20 protein-coding genes are annotated in these 20,486 nt (G+C 36.0%); 6 read left to right on the top strand and 14 right to left on the bottom strand.

Translation table 11 applies throughout. The annotated features are described in order from the left end of the window. Positions 1-24: 24 nt before the first annotated feature. Genes DI076_RS14665 through DI076_RS14640 form a run of 6 tightly spaced genes read right to left on the bottom strand, consistent with a single transcriptional unit; the run spans position 25 to position 6,980 of the window. Positions 25-1,188 (bottom strand): carbon-nitrogen hydrolase family protein, encoded by a 1,164-nt coding sequence (locus DI076_RS14665; RefSeq protein WP_108960506.1) that lies wholly within the window; start codon positions 1,186-1,188, stop codon positions 25-27. Beyond that, positions 1,181-1,603, bottom strand: a complete 423-nt coding sequence (locus DI076_RS14660) for an NUDIX domain-containing protein (protein WP_108960995.1) — start codon at positions 1,601-1,603, stop codon at positions 1,181-1,183. Before DI076_RS14660 ends, DI076_RS14665 begins: the two co-directional genes overlap by 8 nt. After that, a complete protein-coding gene (locus tag DI076_RS14655; RefSeq protein ID WP_108960994.1) occupies positions 1,600-4,050 on the bottom strand; it encodes a hypothetical protein in 2,451 nt (816 codons plus the stop codon). The genes DI076_RS14660 and DI076_RS14655 overlap by 4 nt, the downstream gene beginning before the upstream one ends. A 4-nt stretch (positions 4,051-4,054) precedes the next feature. Further along, positions 4,055-5,497 carry an MDR/zinc-dependent alcohol dehydrogenase-like family protein gene (locus tag DI076_RS14650; RefSeq protein ID WP_108960505.1) on the bottom strand — a complete coding sequence of 481 codons (1,443 nt, stop codon included), beginning with the start codon at positions 5,495-5,497 and terminating at the stop codon, positions 4,055-4,057. Continuing rightward, positions 5,497-6,159, bottom strand: a complete 663-nt coding sequence (locus DI076_RS14645) for a rhomboid family intramembrane serine protease (RefSeq protein ID WP_108960504.1) — start codon at positions 6,157-6,159, stop codon at positions 5,497-5,499. The genes DI076_RS14650 and DI076_RS14645 overlap by 1 nt, the downstream gene beginning before the upstream one ends. Before the next feature lie 2 nt (positions 6,160-6,161). Further along, positions 6,162-6,980 carry an adhesin OmpL37 family surface protein gene (locus tag DI076_RS14640; RefSeq protein ID WP_108960503.1) on the bottom strand — a complete coding sequence of 273 codons (819 nt, stop codon included), beginning with the start codon at positions 6,978-6,980 and terminating at the stop codon, positions 6,162-6,164. A 155-nt stretch (positions 6,981-7,135) separates the two neighbouring features. Here DI076_RS14640 and DI076_RS14635 point away from each other — a divergent pair, with 155 nt between their 5' ends. Then, positions 7,136-7,684, top strand: a complete 549-nt coding sequence (locus DI076_RS14635) for a hypothetical protein (protein WP_245918512.1) — start codon at positions 7,136-7,138, stop codon at positions 7,682-7,684. After that, positions 7,681-8,718, top strand: a complete 1,038-nt coding sequence (locus tag DI076_RS14630; protein WP_108960501.1) for a zinc-binding dehydrogenase — start codon at positions 7,681-7,683, stop codon at positions 8,716-8,718. Before DI076_RS14635 ends, DI076_RS14630 begins: the two co-directional genes overlap by 4 nt. A gap of 24 nt (positions 8,719-8,742) precedes the next feature. Here DI076_RS14630 and DI076_RS14625 read toward each other — a convergent pair whose 3' ends face one another. Beyond that, a complete protein-coding gene (locus DI076_RS14625) occupies positions 8,743-10,695 on the bottom strand; it encodes a PP2C family protein-serine/threonine phosphatase (RefSeq protein WP_108960500.1) in 1,953 nt (650 codons plus the stop codon). A 36-nt stretch (positions 10,696-10,731) separates the two neighbouring features. Here DI076_RS14625 and DI076_RS14620 point away from each other — a divergent pair, with 36 nt between their 5' ends. Both DI076_RS14620 and DI076_RS14615 read left to right on the top strand, forming a co-directional pair. Beyond that, entirely contained in the window at positions 10,732-11,028 is a 297-nt protein-coding gene (locus tag DI076_RS14620; RefSeq protein WP_108960499.1) for a hypothetical protein, read from the top strand. A gap of 18 nt (positions 11,029-11,046) precedes the next feature. Further along, entirely contained in the window at positions 11,047-11,988 is a 942-nt protein-coding gene (locus DI076_RS14615) for an NAD(P)H-dependent flavin oxidoreductase (RefSeq protein ID WP_108960498.1), read from the top strand. A gap of 59 nt (positions 11,989-12,047) precedes the next feature. Here DI076_RS14615 and DI076_RS14610 read toward each other — a convergent pair whose 3' ends face one another. The 4 genes from DI076_RS14610 to thyX form a co-directional block, all read right to left on the bottom strand. Next, positions 12,048-13,361: a protein-disulfide reductase DsbD family protein gene (locus tag DI076_RS14610; protein ID WP_108960497.1), complete on the bottom strand. Its 1,314-nt coding sequence runs from the start codon at positions 13,359-13,361 to the stop codon at positions 12,048-12,050. 10 nt (positions 13,362-13,371) lie between these two features. Continuing rightward, positions 13,372-14,769, bottom strand: a complete 1,398-nt coding sequence (locus DI076_RS14605; protein WP_108960496.1) for a hypothetical protein — start codon at positions 14,767-14,769, stop codon at positions 13,372-13,374. Continuing rightward, positions 14,766-15,461, bottom strand: coding sequence for a FecR family protein (locus DI076_RS14600; protein WP_174705060.1), 696 nt, complete (start codon positions 15,459-15,461; stop codon positions 14,766-14,768). Before DI076_RS14600 ends, DI076_RS14605 begins: the two co-directional genes overlap by 4 nt. Positions 15,462-15,530: 69 nt before the next feature. After that, positions 15,531-16,454 (bottom strand): FAD-dependent thymidylate synthase, encoded by a 924-nt coding sequence (gene thyX, locus DI076_RS14595; RefSeq protein ID WP_108960495.1) that lies wholly within the window; start codon positions 16,452-16,454, stop codon positions 15,531-15,533. Between the two features lie 91 nt (positions 16,455-16,545). On the opposite strand from thyX, the gene DI076_RS14590 reads away from it, so the two are divergent. Then, on the top strand, positions 16,546-18,423 hold the full coding sequence (locus DI076_RS14590; RefSeq protein ID WP_108960494.1) for an alpha/beta fold hydrolase: 1,878 nt from the start codon (positions 16,546-16,548) through the stop codon (positions 18,421-18,423). Positions 18,424-18,435: 12 nt separating this feature from the next. Here DI076_RS14590 and DI076_RS14585 read toward each other — a convergent pair whose 3' ends face one another. Next, positions 18,436-18,957, bottom strand: a complete 522-nt coding sequence (locus tag DI076_RS14585; protein WP_108960493.1) for an SRPBCC family protein — start codon at positions 18,955-18,957, stop codon at positions 18,436-18,438. Positions 18,958-19,008: 51 nt separating this feature from the next. Here DI076_RS14585 and DI076_RS14580 point away from each other — a divergent pair, with 51 nt between their 5' ends. Then, positions 19,009-19,482, top strand: coding sequence for a nuclear transport factor 2 family protein (locus tag DI076_RS14580; RefSeq protein WP_108960992.1), 474 nt, complete (start codon positions 19,009-19,011; stop codon positions 19,480-19,482). A gap of 42 nt (positions 19,483-19,524) precedes the next feature. Here DI076_RS14580 and DI076_RS14575 read toward each other — a convergent pair whose 3' ends face one another. Both DI076_RS14575 and DI076_RS14570 read right to left on the bottom strand, forming a co-directional pair. Continuing rightward, positions 19,525-19,881: a rhodanese-like domain-containing protein gene (locus tag DI076_RS14575; protein ID WP_108960492.1), complete on the bottom strand. Its 357-nt coding sequence runs from the start codon at positions 19,879-19,881 to the stop codon at positions 19,525-19,527. 2 nt (positions 19,882-19,883) lie between these two features. Further along, positions 19,884-20,486 (bottom strand): phosphoribosyl-AMP cyclohydrolase, encoded by a 603-nt coding sequence (locus DI076_RS14570; RefSeq protein WP_108960491.1) that lies wholly within the window; start codon positions 20,484-20,486, stop codon positions 19,884-19,886.

Raw genomic sequence — 20,486 nt, 5'->3', positions numbered from 1 at the left:
ATTTTATCGATTACGAATCTATTTTTAAAAGTACAAATTTAAGATTGTAGGGCTTTCTACCGAAATCACTTGGTCTTCAAAAGTAAAATCTCTCAAATTGAAAGTTTTTCCATTCCAGTGATTTTCAAATAAATGCCCAGATAGAAACACTTGGACCAGGTCTTGTGCTCTTGTCGATTTGATGTATTTTGGCATACCCTCTTGTTTCCAAATATTCGAATCCGATAAATCTTTATCTGACCACTTCATATTCGGAAACACAGCGGATGGAGAAATTAATCCATCAATAGCCTTTCCTGTTAGGCGACTATACAAACTAGCATCGAAAACATCTTGCCCAATAAAAATGGCTACTTTCCAACCAGGAACAATCCAAATACGATCTTGGTTAGATTCTCCAGCAGAATATACTTTAAGTTCATCTTCTGTAAGAATGGATTTTTTCACAATTGGTTCCATCAGTTTTCCATCTGCAGAAAATGGAATTGCAACATTGTAAAGCGGGCCATTTGGATCTAATACCAGATTGCCTTTTACAATTTTTGGATTTGGAAGTACAATAGTCCCACCTAAAATGGGTACATTAAATTCTTTTGCTAAATTCGAAAATGTTCTGACATACACTTCTGACATCAATTCAGCTTTGGAAAATAATAAATCTTTAATGGTAAAATTTTCACCTTTTGTTTTGAGAGCTTCTTCCAATGTGTCAGAAGATAAGAATCTAGATTTTTCATTTAGAAAAACAAGGCCAGAGCCCAAATGTTCCGGAAAGATAACGATAGTTTTGCGATCAAAAATTCCAGAAGATTTTCCTTTTATTAAAGTTTCTTCAATTCTTTCTCGCCACCATTCCTCTTTTACGTAATCTTCTGGTTTTAATACTAACTGAATTCCAACTAAATTACCATACTTGCGATCTGTTCCATTCGTTTGAATGGTCACATCATTCCATGATTTTTCAGGCTTTTGTATTTCTTCATCAACTTCAGGTTTGCTAAAATTAAAATCAAAATCAAAATTGAATTTGAAATCAAAGTTAAAACTAAAGTCAGATTTTGGTACTTCTAACATTGGAGATGGAAGATTCATATCATGTTCTTTTATAAAAGTTGCAGAACCATATCCAATTCCAAAAAGAACGATAAATAATAAAATTTTATAAGGAGGTACATAAAGATTATGCATATTGATTTAAATAAAGTTGGACAGCATCCAACATATACTCCGAAAAAAGTTTTTTTGGATCAAATGAATGAATGTCTACCCATTCCATATAATCATGTTCATCTGATAATTGAACGTTCCCTTGTATTAATTTAGCCTCATATGCGATAATGATACAAGGGAAATTTCCTTCATTAACCATATGTTTATGAACAAAAATTGGCTTTGGGTTAACCTCAATTTTAATATTCTCACCCAATTCTTCCTTAATTTCTCGATAAACACTATCCATCCAGTCTTCAAAAAATTCATCTTCATTCATCCTTCCGCCAGGGAGGTCACCGTGACCAGATTTTTGATCACGTAATACTAATAGAGAATTTCCATCTCTTAAAAAGAGTTTTTGGGTAATTTGAAAAAAACCGTGTTTACTCACAATAAATTTCCCCAAACATCAATTTGATGATCAACTGCATATAACTCTGGAGATGGAAGTTTTTTTGTCTTGTATTGATTTACCATTCCTAAAGTTACACTTGCTAGTTGTGAAATGATCGGATCCATAGATTCTGTTGGTACACCAAAAAATAAAAAGTTAACAGGACTTCCATCACTGATTAAGTATATTTCTTTTTCTAAGTTCATTTCTGAAATTTTAAAAATAATTTTGGAACCTAAATCCATTTGTGACTGTGGATCCAAGATACGTTGGAATGTAATGAAAAGATTTTTATCTTTTAATTTAGGTTTTTCGATCGTATTTAATTCATTTGTCCATTGAATGAAGTTTGCAAACTCAATTGTTTTTGTCGAACCTGAAGCTAAGAACAGTTGTTTGTGTTCACTCTCCAATATCCAAGTTTCAAAGTGCTTAGGTTCTAAAATAGATTCACCAGTCACACCAATGACTAAATCAATCTTAGAAAATTCTGTCTCAGCAATTGTATGAAAAGATTTTTTTACAAACGTTGATTCTATTTCAAATTTACGATCAACTTCCAATAGATTTAAGTTTGATTCATGTAATGAACCGCCGATTAGATATTTCTTTAAAAATCCACCAATATTACCTTTTGCTCCAAGGATGAGTATTTTTCTTTTAGATAAAACTTTACCAATTCCATGCAAAGTATTCTCTATTGCGTTAATAATGGAACGTGCTACTTCTTTGGATTCTTCCAAAGTTTTTTCCTTTGAAACTGCAATTGAGTAAGCAGGTAAAACAAGTGATTTTCTCTCCTCTCTAATTTTAGTGAGTCTGTCGAATCCATTTCTTGTATGTTCGACAGATCCAATCACATGTTCATTTAGAATCTCCGAAAATTTTCTATCAAGTAATGCTTTGTTTTTAGCTTCGACCCAAAATTCAGAAAGGACCTCTCTCAATGTAACATCATTTAATGCAAATTCATTGAGTACTGGGGCAACATAACCACCGTCTTCTATCAGAATGATTTTTTCCTTCTTCTCAACAAGTTGCAATAATTGATTTAGAAACAAATAGGTAGACAATCTTCGCATAGCATCGAAAAATCCTAACTTAGCTTCTTCCAATTTATGCCGAAAATTTGCATGAATATCAAAATCGCTGTAAAGAGGTGATACTCCATAATAGGGTGTATTATTTTTCGTGAGTTTAAATTCCAAACCCGCCATATAAAATGTTTCTGTCGGAATATCTAATAAAATATCTAAGTAAACTGGTGGAATATTTCCACCATACTTAACAAAAGCAACATTTAATGAATTCGCCTTTAATCGTCTGAATGTTTCAATCAAGGAAATGATTTCAGAGGTAATGTGGTGAATCAAAAATATATGAATACCTTCAAATGAAAATTTGTGATCTTTCCCATTGGCAATGGTTTCAAGTATAGGCATTCTTTTTAGATAGAAATTAGGATCGACTAATGTCCTTTTCTGATTAAAACTAAAGTTTAATACTCTGTCGAGTCTAGACAGATCTACATAAATTGATGTTTTTCCAATGATTGCTCTTAAGGTGTTCCCTTCTTTTATTTTTTTAGATGCTGATGAATCTTCTAAAAGTAAAAAGAGTTTTTTTAAGATAGATAATGAAACACTTGGATCTGAGCTTAAAATCAAATTACGATACTGTTCTTCCCAATAAAAATTTATATTGGATAATTTCCCCAGAGGTGTTTTTTCGATCTGCGAAAATACCTTACTAAAATGACTATTTTCTTCTTCGTAAAAAGTTTCTCCTTTTTGAGCAACATTGATAATTCCATTACTTAAGGATTCACTTATCTTCGATGCACCAGCAATATATGTTCTAGAATGTACATCACTTACCACCTCGTGAGGGATATTTTTTAAATTTAAACATCCATCTTCTCGTGAATCAATCGTTATACGGAGGAAAAAATCTCCAATTCGGCTTTGGCTTTGTACTCTTTCCATCAGTATATAATATCCTGATGGATGAATGAAATCAGTATCAAATGGGAATAATAATGCTATAGTTGAATTTCTATTTGGATCTTCACCATAAAACTCTGGGTGTATTTTTTTTGCGATCGATTGTTGTTGGAAAGATCCAAATACAAATCGTAAATTTTCTTCAAATTCTTCTCTGAATAATACCCAATCTTTTAAAATTCCAGCTCTTGCAAATACTTGAACATGTTGGATATGCATATCCACTAATTCGTGATTGATATTCGGATTAATTTTATATGTGAATGCTAAATCACCAGGTAACGATTGTAATAAGTTCCCAATCTCCTCACCAATAGTCCGTGACAGTATTGAAAGTCCAAAAAAAATACGAAGATTGGTTAAGTCAATTTCCCATAATCCCTCATCAATTTGATGAAGAGTTGGCCCGAGAGATGTTTTAATATTTTTTTCTGAAGTCATATGGTTATTGGAAATCAACAACTACCTTTACACTAGATGGATCTTTTGCTTTGTTATATGCTTCTTCCAATTTATCAGCAGGGTATCGATGTGAAATTAAGTTTGTCTCTAATGATTTTGTAATTTCTGGATTCTCTCGTAACAATGATATCGCCATATGGAAATCACCACAACGGGAACTATGAATCTCTTTTCCCTCTTTAAAAAATTCGCCTACCAAACTTTGAACGGCAGGCCATAATTTGGTATTGGTAGTATCTACAAGGATCGCCCCTCGTGGTCGTACCAATGAATTTTCATGATTAGGATTTGGTCGGATGGCAAATCCAATTTCGTTCGGGTTTGAGACAACTACGACATCAAATCTTGGCAAATGATCTAAAAATTCTTTGGAAGATAAAATAGTTTCAGCGGTTTTTTCATTCCCTACATAAACATTAAAATCTTGTTTCAATTTGGTTTTGATCTCTTCCGAAACATTCTCGAAAACAAAAATATTTTTGTTTGTTCTTGTCTCTTTTTGCCAATGGAATTTTGTATTTTGCTCTGAAAATGGGAGGATGGACAATTCATCTACCACAAGTTCTGTTAAATGATTTATCCCTGCCATAGGTTGGCCATTGGTAGTTTTCAAGTGAACTTCTCTTTTTGCGATCTGTATGGCAGATTCAAATCCCGACGGAGTAGATGTTGTATCATATACGATGTCAAATTTGTTTTTGAGATTTTCTACATTTGTGATGCGAAGATCTATAACTTCATCGGCACCCATTTCTTTCGATAATTTGACCAAGTGATCATGGCGAGTGATTGCTGTTATGCGAAAATCTGATTGATTGGATTTGCGGTAGGATGAAAGTGCAGCAAGGATTAAACTCCCCAATCGTCTAGGACCTAAAACGGCCACATGGTCTCCTTTTTTCGGAGGAGAAGCGATGATGGCTTGTAAGGCGGCAGCAAATGGTTCCATAAGGACAGCCGCTTTTGGAGAAACTCCTTCTAAATTGATAGCTGCGTTTATCGGAGCAAGGATGTAAGGTCCAAAACCACCAGGCAATCGATCGATCCCTAAAACCCTTCGTTCAGGTGAGTGTGTTGGAATTCCTTCCTTACAAAATAAATCTGGTTCTTTATCACCTCGGGCTTCGTAAGTGTCGTTGATCTCAACAACGAATTGTTTGCCTTGGTTTTCTTCGAGTCCTTCTGCTAATACCTCATGCCCGATGATTTGTGGGAGAGGAAATGGTAAAAATCTCCGATCGATATCGGTGGAACAAACACCACATGAGATAGTTTTTAATGGAATGTAGCCTGGACCTAATTGGAGGTAGGGTTCACCATTTCGTTTGATTTCCCATCCGTCTTTTTGATTGCCTATGTATTCGTATTCAGCCGATTCAAAGGAGTCACTGGAGAGATAATCCTTTGCTCTAAATTTTAGATTCATTACCTATTGTTGATAAAAAATAGAAGAATGATAGTCAATGTAAAAAAGGTAAAGTTGAGAAGAAAGCCTTGTCTGATTTCTTGCCTTTCTTTTTCCCCTAATAAATAACTTGTCACAAATACTGAGAAAAAACCACCTAAGTGTGCCCAATGAGCCACATTATCTCTCGCAAAAACATTGGTCACATCTGAGTAAACCATCATCCAACCAAACAAAAATACTGGAAATGGAATCGTTTTGGTTTTGGAAATTGGAAATCTAAATGGTGATAACAAAGTAGCCGCAGAAGCGAGACCAGAAATAGAACCACTCGCACCAACAATAGGTGTTTTATCTCCTAAAATGAAACCTCGCACAATTCCATCGCCTAACACTGAAAGGAATCCAGCCATAAAATAAAACAGCAACCATCTTTTTTTACCAACTCGTTTCTCAACAACCCTACCAAGTAATAAAAGGAAAAATAAATTGGATAACAGATGGGCTCCAGATCCGTGAAAAAAAGTGGATAATATCCAATTGAGTGGCTCGAATTCTCCTGGGGTTGCAATGAAATATTCCGTTACCAAGTTTGGCATAAAAATGGAAACAATTGGATACAATAAGAATAAAAATAAGGCAAAACCAGCGGTTAATGGAAATTCCCAAATGAATGATCGCATAACTATTTGAAGGTAGGAATTTTTGCTTCTTCTGGATTTCGAAAGTAAGCAGGATCAAAATTTGGAATTCCTGATGCTAGTTCATGTAAATCAGGTTGTTTCCAAATTTGTTCGTAATAATTGAGAGATCCATATGAATCAAAATGGCTATCGTACAATAATCGCAAATACTTCTCTTTGTCATTTACAATGATTCGTATTACTTCATTGACCATTGCTTCGAAAGATCGGCTTTCTTTATCGAATTCGTCAACAGAGTCGTGTAACAATCCTAGTAAAACAATGTACTTCTCTGCTTGTTTTAATGATTTTAAGGAAAACGCCAACTCCTGTAATTTCATCAAATACAAATAAGGACGAATGTTTTTTCCAATGATTAATTTTTGTTTCGCAACTGCGATTTCGCGATAACCTAATCTCAAATATAATTTGCTCTCTGTTTTTTCTTTTCCATTGGCAAGTCGAGCCAGTCTTCCTAACTCAATTTCTAAGTCTTCAATTTCGTCTTCCAAAACATTAATGTACAATTGTATGAGTAAACCTTGCGTTCTACGTAGTTCTGCGTATGAATTTCCCAAATCCATTTGTAAATGAAGGATTTCGGACTCTATGTGGTGTTGTACGCATCGTTTGAAGTATTTTTTTTGGTCTTCTGTCCCACGATTACTGATAGTTGAATTTAAAATGCGTAGAAACTCGTAGTTATCCTTAAGTCCGTAGCTAACACGAATTAACTGAGTCGCTTTAGAACTAGATTGGTCCGGCGTTGTCTCTCCCATTGCAATGAAGAGAAGCAGTAGTATTACCGAAAAACGTTTCATCTATGCAACTAGTTTCGGCCGTACAGAGAAAACATTAGCATGATAAAAAAGAAAAGACATATACGTCTCATATTCTAGAATTATGTCGAGAGGAAACTGTGCAAAAGTTAGGATCATTACCCATTTCTCCCTTAGAAGCCATTGACCAATTAAAAATGGAGATGGACCAACCAGTCTGGGAAAATCGCCTCTTAGAATTGATGAAATTGGCAGCCAATAACGATAAAAACGTTTGGGCCATGATTTACCAAATTATCCGTGAAGCGGACTCAGGAAGGCTTTCCTGGGGTTACCATAAGGTTCTACTTTCGGGTATGGTTTATCTTTTATCCTATGTTGGAGATTCAAAGAGTTACCGTGTCCTATTGAATTATGTCAAATCTTTGGACCGCACCATTCCGATTGGTGCTATGGAATTGATATCCGATTTACTCCCTACTTTTGCCGAACTTGACATCCGAGAATTGTTTACCATTGCATCAAATCAAGATGAACTCAAATCTGCATTCGGAGTTTTGGCACTTTGTAAATTGAATATGGAAAATCGTCTCTCTGATGATGAAAAAACAAACTTAAAACTGTTTTTGTTGGAATACAAAAATTTGAAATATTACTTAAACGATATCATAGAACTTACATTGGAACAATTGAACGAATCCGATACAAGTGAGTTCTTATCTGAACTTGACGGAATTATGTTATGAAAGCAGCTGTTTTACCACAAGGATCTAAATCCTTAGAGATCCAAGAATTAGAATTACCACGATTATTACCAAACCAAGTGAAAGTGAAGGTAAAGGCTTGTGGGATATGTGGCTCGGATATTCATCTCATTTTGCATGGAAAAATGAAGGCCACTTATACTCCCTGTGTTCCTGGTCATGAAACTTCAGGTGTCGTTACTGAAATCGGTGAACAAATCACAAAATTAAAAGTAGGTGACCGAGTTGTTGTGAGTGCAGGTACCTCCTGTGGAAAATGTAAACATTGTTTGGCAGGGAGAGAAAATCTTTGTGAACATATTGGAGTGATTGGCTTTAACCAAAGAGGTGGTTTTGCAGAATACATCCAAACAGAAGAAAGATACTTACATGTTTTGCCTGACGAAATTCCCTTTGCTGAAGGTGCAATCCTAGCTGATGCTGTCTCCACTCCTTACCATGCAATTAAATACCAAGGAGAACTTAAGGCTGGTGAATCTGTTGCAATCATTGGTTGCGGTGGACTTGGAATCCATGCAGTTGCGATAGCAAAAGCTCTTGGAGCAGGTAAAATTTTTGCAATTGATATTGATAGTGGAAGTTTAGAAAATGCAAAATCATATGGTGCCGACGAACTCATATTAGTTGAAAAAAATATGCAAGTGGGAAAGGTCCTAAAAGAAAAGTCCGGTGGGATTGACCTATTATGTGATTTTACAGGTTTTATGCCAAATATTGAAAGTTCTGTCCGTGCAATGAATCGTGGAGGAAGGATTGTCTTAGTAGGCATCGGTAGAAACAAACTCGAAATTCCTATGCCATTTTTTCTCATTGAAAGACAAATCCGAATTACAGGTTCCTATGGTTCAGATAGAAGGGCCATCCCTGAACTCATCCAACTTTATAAAGATAAAAAGCTAAATCTGACAAAGTCCATCAGCGGAATTCACAAATTGGAAGATACAAATGAGTACCTACATGCGTTAGAAGAAAAAAAAGGGAATCCCATTCGTTTCATCATTAATCCAGAGCTTTAGCCAGTAAAAAATCTAAGGAATTAACTATTTGATTTCTATGAGTAAAAAACTTAAATCATCCATTTGGTGTTTCCAACCATTGGAAAAACGAAATAAGGAATCTTGTAAGATACTCGATAAATCTTGGATGTTGTAGTAACGATATTCCCATAACAATGATTTGAGCCTATCTTCACCAAAACTTTCTCCATATTCATTTAGTAAGTCAAAAATCCCATCTGTGTAGAGTAATATTTTATCCTTTGGTTTGATCCCTACTGTATCCTCTGCATATGATTGTTGGGAAAAAAGACCCAAAGGTTTTCCCTTTGCTGTCAGTTGTATCACATCTTTTTCAGTGTTTCGAATTAGGTAAAAACTAGGATGTCCAGCATTGCTAAATGTAGCTGTATATGATTCTGTATCGATAAAAAGATAAGAAGCGGTAATGAAGAGATTTTTTGTTTTTCCAACCAAGTGTCGATTCATCAGGTGAAATACCCTTGCTGGAAATTGTAAATAGGGGCCTGCGCCTACAAATGCCATTTTAGACATGGCAGCTACCATTGCAGAAGAAATTCCATGACCAGACACATCTGCGATTAAAAAAGCCCAATTGCCCATACTATCTTTTGTATGATCAAAATAATCTCCCCCGACAGATTCCAAATTTTGTGAAAAACCAATGATACGAATTTTATCGTCCTCATTGTATTTGGAAGACAATAGTGATTTTTGTAAGGCATGTGCTAAGGCTAAATCTTTATCAATTTGTATCAATCGTTGGAGTTCTTTATTTTTTGTTCGTAGTTCGGTGTTCATTCGATTGATTGAATGCAACAATTCCCAATAATGTTTGAACACATAATAACCAAAAAATCCCAACATTAGAAAAAAACCATAGTGAATGAATCGAATTTGGTAATGCAAAATTTCCAAATCCACAAGTGTATCATGAAGTCCGGCAGATACAATGACTAGGATACCTAAGATAATTTCCCTTATTTGTCGATTCCCTTTCAAAAATACATAGATAGAAGATAAGATGGCAACGATTGCTTCCAATACAACAATCCAATTATAATCTTCCTCACTATTTAGAAATGAGACTCCTAAATCATAATTTCGAACGATAGAAGTTAAAAAAACAAAGATATGTAGAATCGCGATGAACTTAAAAACTTTCTTAAAAAAAGGAGGAAATACTGAAATCAAAAATAACAGAAAAGCAAAAGGGAAAAAAGTGAAATTGATAAATGTTATCGGAACTAAATAGAAAGCATACTGACGTAATGAAAATCCAACAAATCCATTTAAGACTTCAATGAGCGAAGCGGACAAAAGAAGAATTGAAAAATTTAAAAAAATCAATTCTTTTCTGCGCAAGAAATAAAAACCCATGAATATAAAAGATAACACTAACAATATGGGGGAAAAAAAAGTTTTAGAAAGATTCTCCATAAACAAATCAATCAAGGCTTTTGTATGATTTTTAAAAATTACGTCGCGGTCCAATCCTATAAAATTTTTATATCGAGACTGGAATTGAATGTAAATAAATCCTTTTGGTTCAGGACTAAGTGGAATCAAATGTGGAAATATAAAATCAAATTCTTTTGAAATATAAACATTCTCTTTACCTTGGAAAACTTTAAAGGTTTCTAAAGCAATCTCTGCAAATAGTATTGGGCTTTGAAGTTGTCGTATGAACTGATCACTAAATTTGATATATAAATATTCTTTTTCCCTTTTCTTAAAGCCTAATGTTTTATCAGAAATCGGTATCCATTTTGATTCTTGGATTGTTTCTGGGTCAAAAATTTCTTCCGAAGACCAATAATAGTACCGATCAATCAGATAAATAGATTGTTGTAATTGGATTTCTTGTTTGCTTTCGGAATGAAGGTCAAAGCAATTTTGGATGGAAAAAATCAGAAGGAAAAAAAGAACAAATTGAATCGGAACCAGAATGGATATATATGGTTTGACTTCTTTCAATTTTCGGTTCCTATAGGAAAAGCAGGATTACGTTCAATGAATCGCACACGATTCCAATCATTTTTTTATCTACTCCCTCTACTCTTATTGTCTCTTACTGCTCTATTGGCACAAGAAAACAAATCACCCCAACAACTCTTCATGGAAGACAAAATGGAATGTTATTCGATAGCCACAGAGATTGATGGCCTGGAATACCAGAAATCGCTTAAATGCATATCGCAAGATTCAATCTGTTACATCATCCAGGGATTTGCAATGAGTTGCATTCCAAGATCTGGAAGGTATCCGTCAGAACTTCCCAACCTAACGCCAAAACCAACCCAACCATAATCGTATAACAGGAGATTTATGAAAATCAAAACAAAAATTAGCGAAATGCTAAAAATTGATCTACCGATCATTGCCGCACCCATGTTCCTTGTCTCCTATCCGGAGTTAGTAGTTGCCGTTTCAGAAGCTGGAGGTATTGGGTGTTTCCCATCTCTTAATTACAGAACTCCAGAACAATTACGCGAAGGAATTCTGGAAATTCGTTCTAAAACAAAAAAACCAATTGGCGTGAATCTAATTTTACATAAGGAACATAATCCAAATTGGGCAAAACAATTTGAAGTGGTGATGGATTTAAAAGTAGAGTTAATCATCACAAGCTTAGGAACACCTAGGACAATCGCTAAAGAAATCAAAGCAAATGGCTCCGCTTTATTTTGTGATGTGACAACTCTCAAACACGCAAACATTGTCGCAAAATCAGGTGCTGACGCACTCATCGCTGTTTCACAAGGAGCAGGTGGCCATGCAGGTGCAATCACCCCGTTTGCTCTCATTCCTTACTTAAAAAAAGAAACAGGACTTCCTGTAATTGCCGCAGGAGCTATATCCAATGGTTCACAAATGGCTGCAGCTCTTTCTCTTGGGGCCGATGCTGTTTATATTGGTACACGATTTATTGCAACTCCAGAATCTAGGGCACAAAACGAATACAAACAAATGTTAATTGATTCAAGTCCAGATGAGATTGTATATACTGAAAAAATTTCTGGGATTCCTGCCAATTGGTTGGCTAAATCAGTGGAACGTTCACCAGATATTCTGGAAGACGGACCTAAAAAAATTGCCGCGGGACATGCTGGTGGAGAAAAAGCAATCGAACAAGAATACAAACGTTGGAGAGACATTTGGTCAGCTGGCCAAGGTGTTGCACAAATTGAAGAAGTGAAACCAGCTGGTGAGATTGTAAAAGAAATTGCAAATGAATATTTGCAAACTGTTAACTCACTCCCTCGATAAATTCACAAAACAAATATTATGCGAATCATCCACAAAATGGTTGATTCGCTTTTAATGAATCACTTAGTATTATTGTAAAAATTACGGATAGCCGAAATCATTCCTTTGGTATCCAGGTAGTCGTTGGATTTATATAAAAGTTTTCCATCTGGACTAAGAATCAAAAAGAAAGGTAATCCAATTTTTAATTCGGGATACTCTGGCTTTGAGACAAATGTTTCAAATATGGGATCTGTATCATAAACCTTCCATAAAATCACATCCTTATGAAAGGTTTCGTTCCAATCTTTGTTTCTCAGTGTAAGTTTCTGAAATTCCTTACAGTTCGTACACCAATCCGCATAAAAATCAATGAAAATTGGCATATTTTTATCGTTTGCTAATCTAATTACATCACTTTCATTTCGGTACCAAACCAAATTTCCATGTTCTTCCTTCATTTCTTGGTTTGAAGAATTGACATTGGGAATCGCATTTCCGAAGTTTTGTTTCCATAATGATAGATTCAAAAATAAGAACAAAATGAGTAAAGCAGTGATGGATACAATTTGATAGAGAGATTGTTTCATCTTTTCTGTGGTTGTTCCCTCTTTTTTTTGAAGGTACAAAAACGAAAGAGCAACGGTCCAAAGGAGAAAAACTTTTGAGCTTAATCCTTTTGCCAATCCCCATAAATCAAAGGCCTTTTCAAGGTATGTAAAAGAAAAATAGAAGATGAGTATAGCCAATGACCATTGTATGTATTTCATCCACTTTCCTGATTTAGGGAGTGACAATCCAAATACACCTATCATTAAAAATGGAATCCCTAGTCCCATTCCAAATAAAAACATTTTAAAAGAAGTGAAAAGGATCGGTAAAATTTTGAATCCTTCTGTTTGGTAATTGATGAGTTGGACAAGTATGGAAACAACTACAGGCCCAACACAAGGTGAAGACAATAATCCGGCTCCCATTCCTAAAAAGAATGTATTCGCATAATTTACGTTTACCGAATTTTTTAGATCACCAGAAAAGAATGGAAAATATAAAAATTCAGCAACACTTAAACCCAAGACAAATAACAATATTGCTAAAACCAATTGAGTTTCGGGAAATCGTAAAAAGGAATTAAATACTCCCCCACTGACCCCTGCGATCAATCCAAAGATCGCATACATCAATGCTAAACCAAAATAATACACGAGTGGATGAGACCATTTGTGTTTGGCGACTCTTGTTTTTAAAATTCCAGCCGTGATCGGATACAACGGATACACACAAGGAAGTAACCCAGCAAATAATCCACCGAGGGCTAAAAATAAAGCTGTCGATAAAGTAAAATTGCCAGAAGACAATTGCGATTCAATAAAGGATTGGATTTCAGAAAACATATATTTTAATTTAGAACGAAGTTGTCGCTTTCAATACTACGCTACGATCCAATCTTCCATATTCGGATATTGGAAACGATGTGGGTTTTGAAAACTGTCCTATATATTCGACACGATTTGACGATTCCCCGGTACTGTCTACATACCATTTATTCGGTTCCCCTTTTGTATCATACGATCGAACTTCCATATACCCAATCGCAAACCTTGTTGATGGGGAAAACAACCATTCTCCAAAGATTTGTTTTCCAATATAATAGGATTGGTCAGAATACCTTGGTTCCGTGGCACCAGGTTGGAACCTCACCCAAGGTTCTCGTTCGACCGTTTCTGTTGCCCTAAGTCCAGGGTTTGGGCCTCCGGTTGCAATTTCACCCCGCGTTACCAGGCGAAGGGTTCCATTTCCAATCCCTAACCAAAGGTAAGCTCCTTTCCCTGTTGATTCGGGAATGATCGTTCCTTGTTGGTAGGGTGCCAGACGATCGACGATCTTTCCACCTAAATGTTTTTTGAACATCCCACCAAGTCCCAGATTAATCGTATCCTTCCAAAGGAGATGGGTTTCAATTGCAATGACTTGTTCTTGGTTTAAAGAAACAGGTCCTTGGCGTTTTGTATTTGGATTTCCATCATCTAAAAGACATTTGGTTCTTCCTTCCCTACATTCATCATTCGCATAACCAAATGCATTCGATGCTCTACCGAGCAGGTGGATACCTGTTTTTAAATTTTCAGTCCAGGTTGGATCCCATCCTATTTTTCCGATTACATCATAACCAGTATTGGTTGTGTTTTGAACTTCTCTGTATCCTTCTCCATTGACTACGGCAGTCTGTAGGGAAAATGATCTCCATTTTCCAATGTAATTGATTCCTAAATCTACTGGGTCTTTTGCAAAACCAAGAGATTCTAAAGGTGATTTATCAAAATACCGCCAATCATAATTTCCTGACCATACAGAAAACATGTGCGGAAGTTCAAACATTCCAAATTGAATTTGGTGTTTCGTTGATCCAAGTTCAAACGTTTTTGCGAGATTTGCTCGCCTAACTAAAAATACATAAGGATTCGATTTGTTTCCGGTTCCGACAGATGTATCATTTGTGAGTGCATCATTCCTTAAAATTTCGCCCCAAAATTCTGCTTTGATTCCCAAATCTTCCCATTCTTTGGAAATCGAAAACATTGTCCACGGCATGGAAAATCCAGTTTTATCGGAGGGAGAAAGTTCGTTTGCACCAGAAACTTTGTCACGGATTCGAATTGAAGCAGTAGGAGTGATGATGGCTCCTAATTTTAAACCATAGTATCCATCAGGTTCTTCTTTTTTTGTTGTAACTACTTCTTCACCTAATACGGGATAGATGAAGAAGGAAAATACAATTATAAACCTAGAAAAAAATTTCACTTTTTGCCGTAGGTTTCATCCGGAGTAAAACTTTTATCTTCCCAACCAATTGGTTTGTGGCATGGCAGACAACGATTTAACATTGGCATTTGTTTTCTTTTTTCATTGAGTAAAACGGTTGCTCCGTCTTTTGTGATCATCTCTTTGTACTCATTTTTTTCAAGTTCGGTAGCACCTTCTTTTTTAGCACCACCAGTCCCTTTCACAAAATCGATTCCATTGATATTAACTTGTCCTTCACAAACACAAGTATAACCCTTTTTCTCTTTTTCTTCGAAAAACACTCCAAATGCAGTTCCGCGAACTCCTGCTGTCGTTGTTGGAGTGGAAACTTCAAAACTTCCTTTTTTGAAACCATTCACACGAAACCAAGCAGCACCGTTTTGGACAAAAGCTTTTGCTACTTTTTTATCGGAGTTCCATTCCTTTAAGGTAAAATCTGTGTTAGGTTGGATTCTGATTTCTGTCTCTTGGTACAAAAAGTCCACTTTGGATCCATTGCCGGTTTTGATCCGATCTCCCGGTTTTAACACATCGTTTACTTTAAGAGTTTTCCAAAGTTTAGAAGTGTCAGAGGCAGGCAAAAAACTTACCTTTCCACGTGTGAAAGTTGCAACAGCAAACTCCTCAGCAGAAAGGGAAATCGACGTTAGGAGGAACAAAAGGAGTGTTAGAGAGATTTTGAGGCTCATAATCACTCTAACAATCACAGGGAAATAAATTATCAATCAAATTCTCAAAAATAACGGTTTTGAACCTAATTACCAAGGGATGGCAAAACCCAATTGTGATAATTTGTACTCTAATTCCTCACGTTCTCTACTTTTTTTAGCAGTAGAACCTTGTTCGTCTAACATTCCTAGTTCGATTGCTTTTTTACGTGCTCCTTCTTTTCCTGAACGGTTTAGAGCTGCAATGATCTCGGAATCATATTTTGTCAAATGAAGGGCACTCAATCGATAGTCTACAAACGCTTCCCAAGTATGTGGTACCCATTTTTGAACAATCTGTTCACCGATGGTTTTAGCAAATAACCGGATTTCAAGTTGGGCATGGTCATCCATTCGTAGGGCTAAAAAATGCAGTAAATTATGTAGGTCAATTTTCCAATAAGCTTCTGTATATGTTGCCAGTGGGAGATCTTTTCTTGCTTGTTCACGTGCAACACCCAATTCCAATCTTTCATTGTAAATATCATTTGCAAATTTTTGGAATTCCGTTTCTCGTTTTGTTAGGTGGTCACCTTTGGATAATTCTAAAAATCCATCACTCCCTTGTTTGTTCCCTACCGATTGTACTCGCCACTCACCTGGTAAAGTAGTTTGAGCCGAATCGATCGCTACGGAATAACGCGTAGAGTATTCATTGACATTTGCCATTCTATGGCGAATCCATTGGCGCCAAGTGTCCATTGGTACTCTGACATGTAGTTTGAGTTCGCACATTTCAAATGGTGTGCTGTGGCGATGGCGCATTAAATACCGAATCAGCCCACGGTCTTCATTTACCTTTTTTGTTCCTTTTCCGTACGAAACGCGTGCTGCCTGAACGATGGATTCATCTGAACCCATATAATCAACGAGTCTGACAAACCCATCATCCAAAATTGGGAATGGTTTTCCTAAAATGGAGTCTAAATCGGGAACGGATACTCTTGAAATGGATTCGAAATCAGATTGTTGCATATTAGCTTTATTTTTTAGTTCACAGGCATATGAAAAGTCGAAAATAGAGTTATAGCGTACCGCACAGGCACATAAATAGAAAGGATGCTAAATGGCACTTGAAGAAAATACGTTGGAAGATCGTTTGATCAAAATTTCCTCCAGAGAAAGTAACAAAAATCTCATGGTTAGCCCGGACAAAATTTACATTTTTCCGGTGCCAAAAACAACCTTCCAATTTTTGGAAAATATTTGGCAATCCTTCACCAATAAAATGGTATCCCTCGTTGATTTTAACGATGATCCCATTTTCAATTTTTCCATTTTTGAAGTCATCGACCAAGACGAGATGAAAATTGTAGCCACTGCCACTCATTTCAAACTGAAAGAAATCGCAGAACGAAGGAAAATTCCAGGCATCGAAGAATACATCAAAAAATCGAGACCCATTCATTTAGCAGATCCAAGAAACGAATCCGCACGTTTTATCCGAAAAGCAATTATCGATTTTAATAAAGGACTTCGTCCTGAAGTCACTTTTGTCAACCTCAAAGAAGAAGAAATCCATCCTGAAAAAAAGGTCCTTCTTTCTGAAACCATGAACCATGCCGTTGGGATTCCACTTTTTGTGAATGAAAATCCAATTGGGATACTTTGGGGGATCACAAAAGATCCAATTGCCGAAGAACAAATCAGACCTCTCACTTTACAATTGTATTCACTTTTTGATGTCATCGAATTTGTTGTGGCGAAGGAAATGGAATCCGGAAACGACCATTACATAGCCCAAAAAAATATCGAAAAAGCTGATACAGTTTCTAACTCTCGAAATCTTTTTTATACAACGACTAAGGACCAAAAAGAACCAGTAACCTCAATTATATTCAAATCCCATCAATATAATATTGAATATAGGATGGATGCTTCATTCATCATACCAACGACTGATGGTTATGCGGTATCCTTAAAAAGTTTTACTCCTGAAAAATTAAACAATACTGGAAAAAATTTACTTTTGATCCCTGGATTTTTTTGTAGGCGATCCGTAATGGACAAACTTGCAAAAGAGTTAGCCTTAAAGTATGGATACCGAGTTTTCCTGATGGATATGAGAGGAAGATCACGACAAACCATGCCAAAACACGGGAAAAAAGAAGGATGGACCGTAGACAATTACATTCAAGACGATTTTCCAGAAGTATTACGATGGATTCGTTGGCATTATCCAAGTGAAAGAACTGTCGTTGTTGGACATAGTATGGGAGGAATGATCCCAAGGTTTTACGTTTCTTCCTATGAAAAAATCAAAGAACTCAAAGAAGAGTTCAACTTACCTCAACCTGAAGAATACATTGCAGGAATTGTATCAATTACTTCGCCCAATTATATTAGTTTAAAATCCAATTTTATTGGATTGGATACATTGAAACGTGGGTTTAGTATGCTCCCTCATAAAATGATTTCGGATATGATTCTGAGTATGGCAAGTTTTTCCATGCAAGCAACCATCCAAACCATTGATTTGAAAAAGTTTTTCAAATTGATCTTAAATTTACATTCAAGCCTACGTAGTTTTAGTTATAATATTGGAACCAAATCCCTCACGATCAAAGACTTTGTGGGATATAAAGAAATTACTCCACCTGAATGGTATTTCCTTATGGAAGATGTGTTTTGCGAAGAATCAGTATCTGTGATCATGCAATTTTTTCAAAGCCAAATCTCGAATGAACAAAGTTTTTGGTCGAATGACGGTCGCATCAATTACACAGAAAATTTTCTAAACAACTTCACAATGCCAATTTATAGTGTAGTAGGAACTGTTGATAAAATTGTTCCAGAAGAAAGTTTAACAGAACTAAAAGATCTAAAATCAGAAAATAAGGTTACCACTTATTATGAGCAGGGACACCTTGGAATCATTTTCCATGGGGAAACAGTTAGAAAAATATGTAAAGGAATGGATGAATGGATCCAAGGATTAAAATAATCTTTGATTCCCCTAACGTCCGCTAAATCGGTTTCGGATCAGCTCCATTTCTTTTATTAAGGTAGCGTCACGACCAGCTAGTACATAAGCCCCTCTGACAGGAATACTTGTGATTTCAGAATCTTCAATCACGGTCACAAGTGTTCCAGGAATTTTGGGTTCTAGAAGATAAGTCCACGATCCGCGCATCTTAAAACTGGCATCCGTTAGTTCAATCTTCCACTTACGATTAGGGATCATCTCTTTGAGTTCAAATATCATATACCCACCCATGTCTGGTGTTTCTAACCATTTTGTGGGCGTACCATCTGGTTTTGATTCTAGAATTTTAATCGCTACCACTTCCTTTCTGCGATTGGGAAGGTCTTTGATATCGGTAATATAATTCCAAATGTCTTCTGGTTCTGCTTTCAGCCACTCACTTGTTTCTTTGTGAAATTTTGGTTCTTGGAAATACCCAACAGCAAGGAATAAAACAACGAGCCCAATCAGCAAAAAACTTGTTCCAAAAGCAAAAAGAAGAATCCGTTTCATGACTTTTTTTCTTGCTATGTGGCATTCAAATCAATCATAATCTTTTCCACAATGAACGCAAATGAAGAGTTAATCCAAAAGTTTTACACTGCCTTCCAAAACAAAGATGGACAGACCATGGTGTCCCTTTACCATCCAGAGATCCAATTTGAAGACCCTGCTTTTGGAAAATTAACAGGAAAAGAAGCAGGAGCCATGTGGCTCATGTTACTTGAAAGGAGCCAAAATTTAACCATTCGATTCTCAAATATCAAAGCGAATGATACAGAGGGTTCTGCTAATTGGGAAGCTGATTATAGTTTTAGCAAAACAGGTAGACTCGTTCAAAACAAAATCCAAGCAAAATTTACCTTTAAAGATGGTAAGATCATCCAACACAAAGACCAATTTTCTATGTGGAAGTGGTTAGGAATGGCGATGGGACCTATTGGATATTTACTCGGTTGGTGGCCGGCTCTTGGCAACAAAGTAAAAAAAGAAGCCATCACCGGCTTACAATTGTATATGAAACGAAAACGTATGTAGTTTGGTTCTAATCATGGGATTGGTAAACAACCCAAATCCCATTTAAGGACTTGGCATATTGGAAAGTCCACCAGCATTGATAACTTGTTTGTATCCGATTGATTCTAAAAATGATTTGGCACTTCCACTTCTACCACCTGACGCACAATAAACGATAATTGTTTGGTTTTTATCACCAAACTCATCCACTCGTTTGGATAATTCATCGATTGGAATATTTTTGGCTGTAGGGAAATGGCCGGAATTAAATTCGGCAACGGTTCTCACATCAACGACAAGAGCACCAGCATCAATTTTTTCTTTGAGTTGTGATTGGTTCATTCCAGAAGTTTTCTTCAATTGGAAAATGATGAATAAAACAGCGACACTTACGATGACAATGAGGATCATTCGATTCAAACTTACTCTCCTACTTTATTAGAATAGACGAATGAAACCGTATCATTCTGACCAAGTTCTCGAAAAAAACAAGAATAATAGCCAGTATGGCAGGCAGCACCCACCTGATCGGCGACATACTGCACAAAAACAGGATTCGTATGAAGGTAAATCTGTTTCAGGTTTTGCAAATGACCCGACTCTTCCCCTTTTACCCATTTTCCATTCCGAGAACGACTAAAATAAGTACCAAAACCTGATTCAATTGCACTAAGCAAACTTTCTTTTTTCCCCCAAGCCAACATCAAATCTTTACCTGCCATATCTTGGGCTAAAAAAGGGGAGAGTAGAGGCATTGAGTTTAATAATGTATCTAATTCAATTTGACTAACTAATAATTTACCATCTTCCCATAACAATCGCTTGGTGGACAATTTCAAAGAAGGAACAATTTCTAAAAAACAATCTTCGTCACAATCAACAAACAACTTATTTTTTTCGAAATCAAAATCTTGGATCATAGATACAGTTTGTTTTGTATTCAAAACTTTTACCGAAACATCGTGGGATAAAAAATTAGGTTTTGTCAGGATCACAATATCTTTATCACTTGGAATTTGGATCAT

The sequence above is a fragment of the Leptospira ellinghausenii genome, from assembly GCF_003114815.1.
Taxonomy (GTDB): domain Bacteria; phylum Spirochaetota; class Leptospiria; order Leptospirales; family Leptospiraceae; genus Leptospira_A; species Leptospira_A ellinghausenii.
Note: the sequence above shows the minus strand (reverse complement) of the source record. Positions and strands in the feature narration are given on the sequence as shown.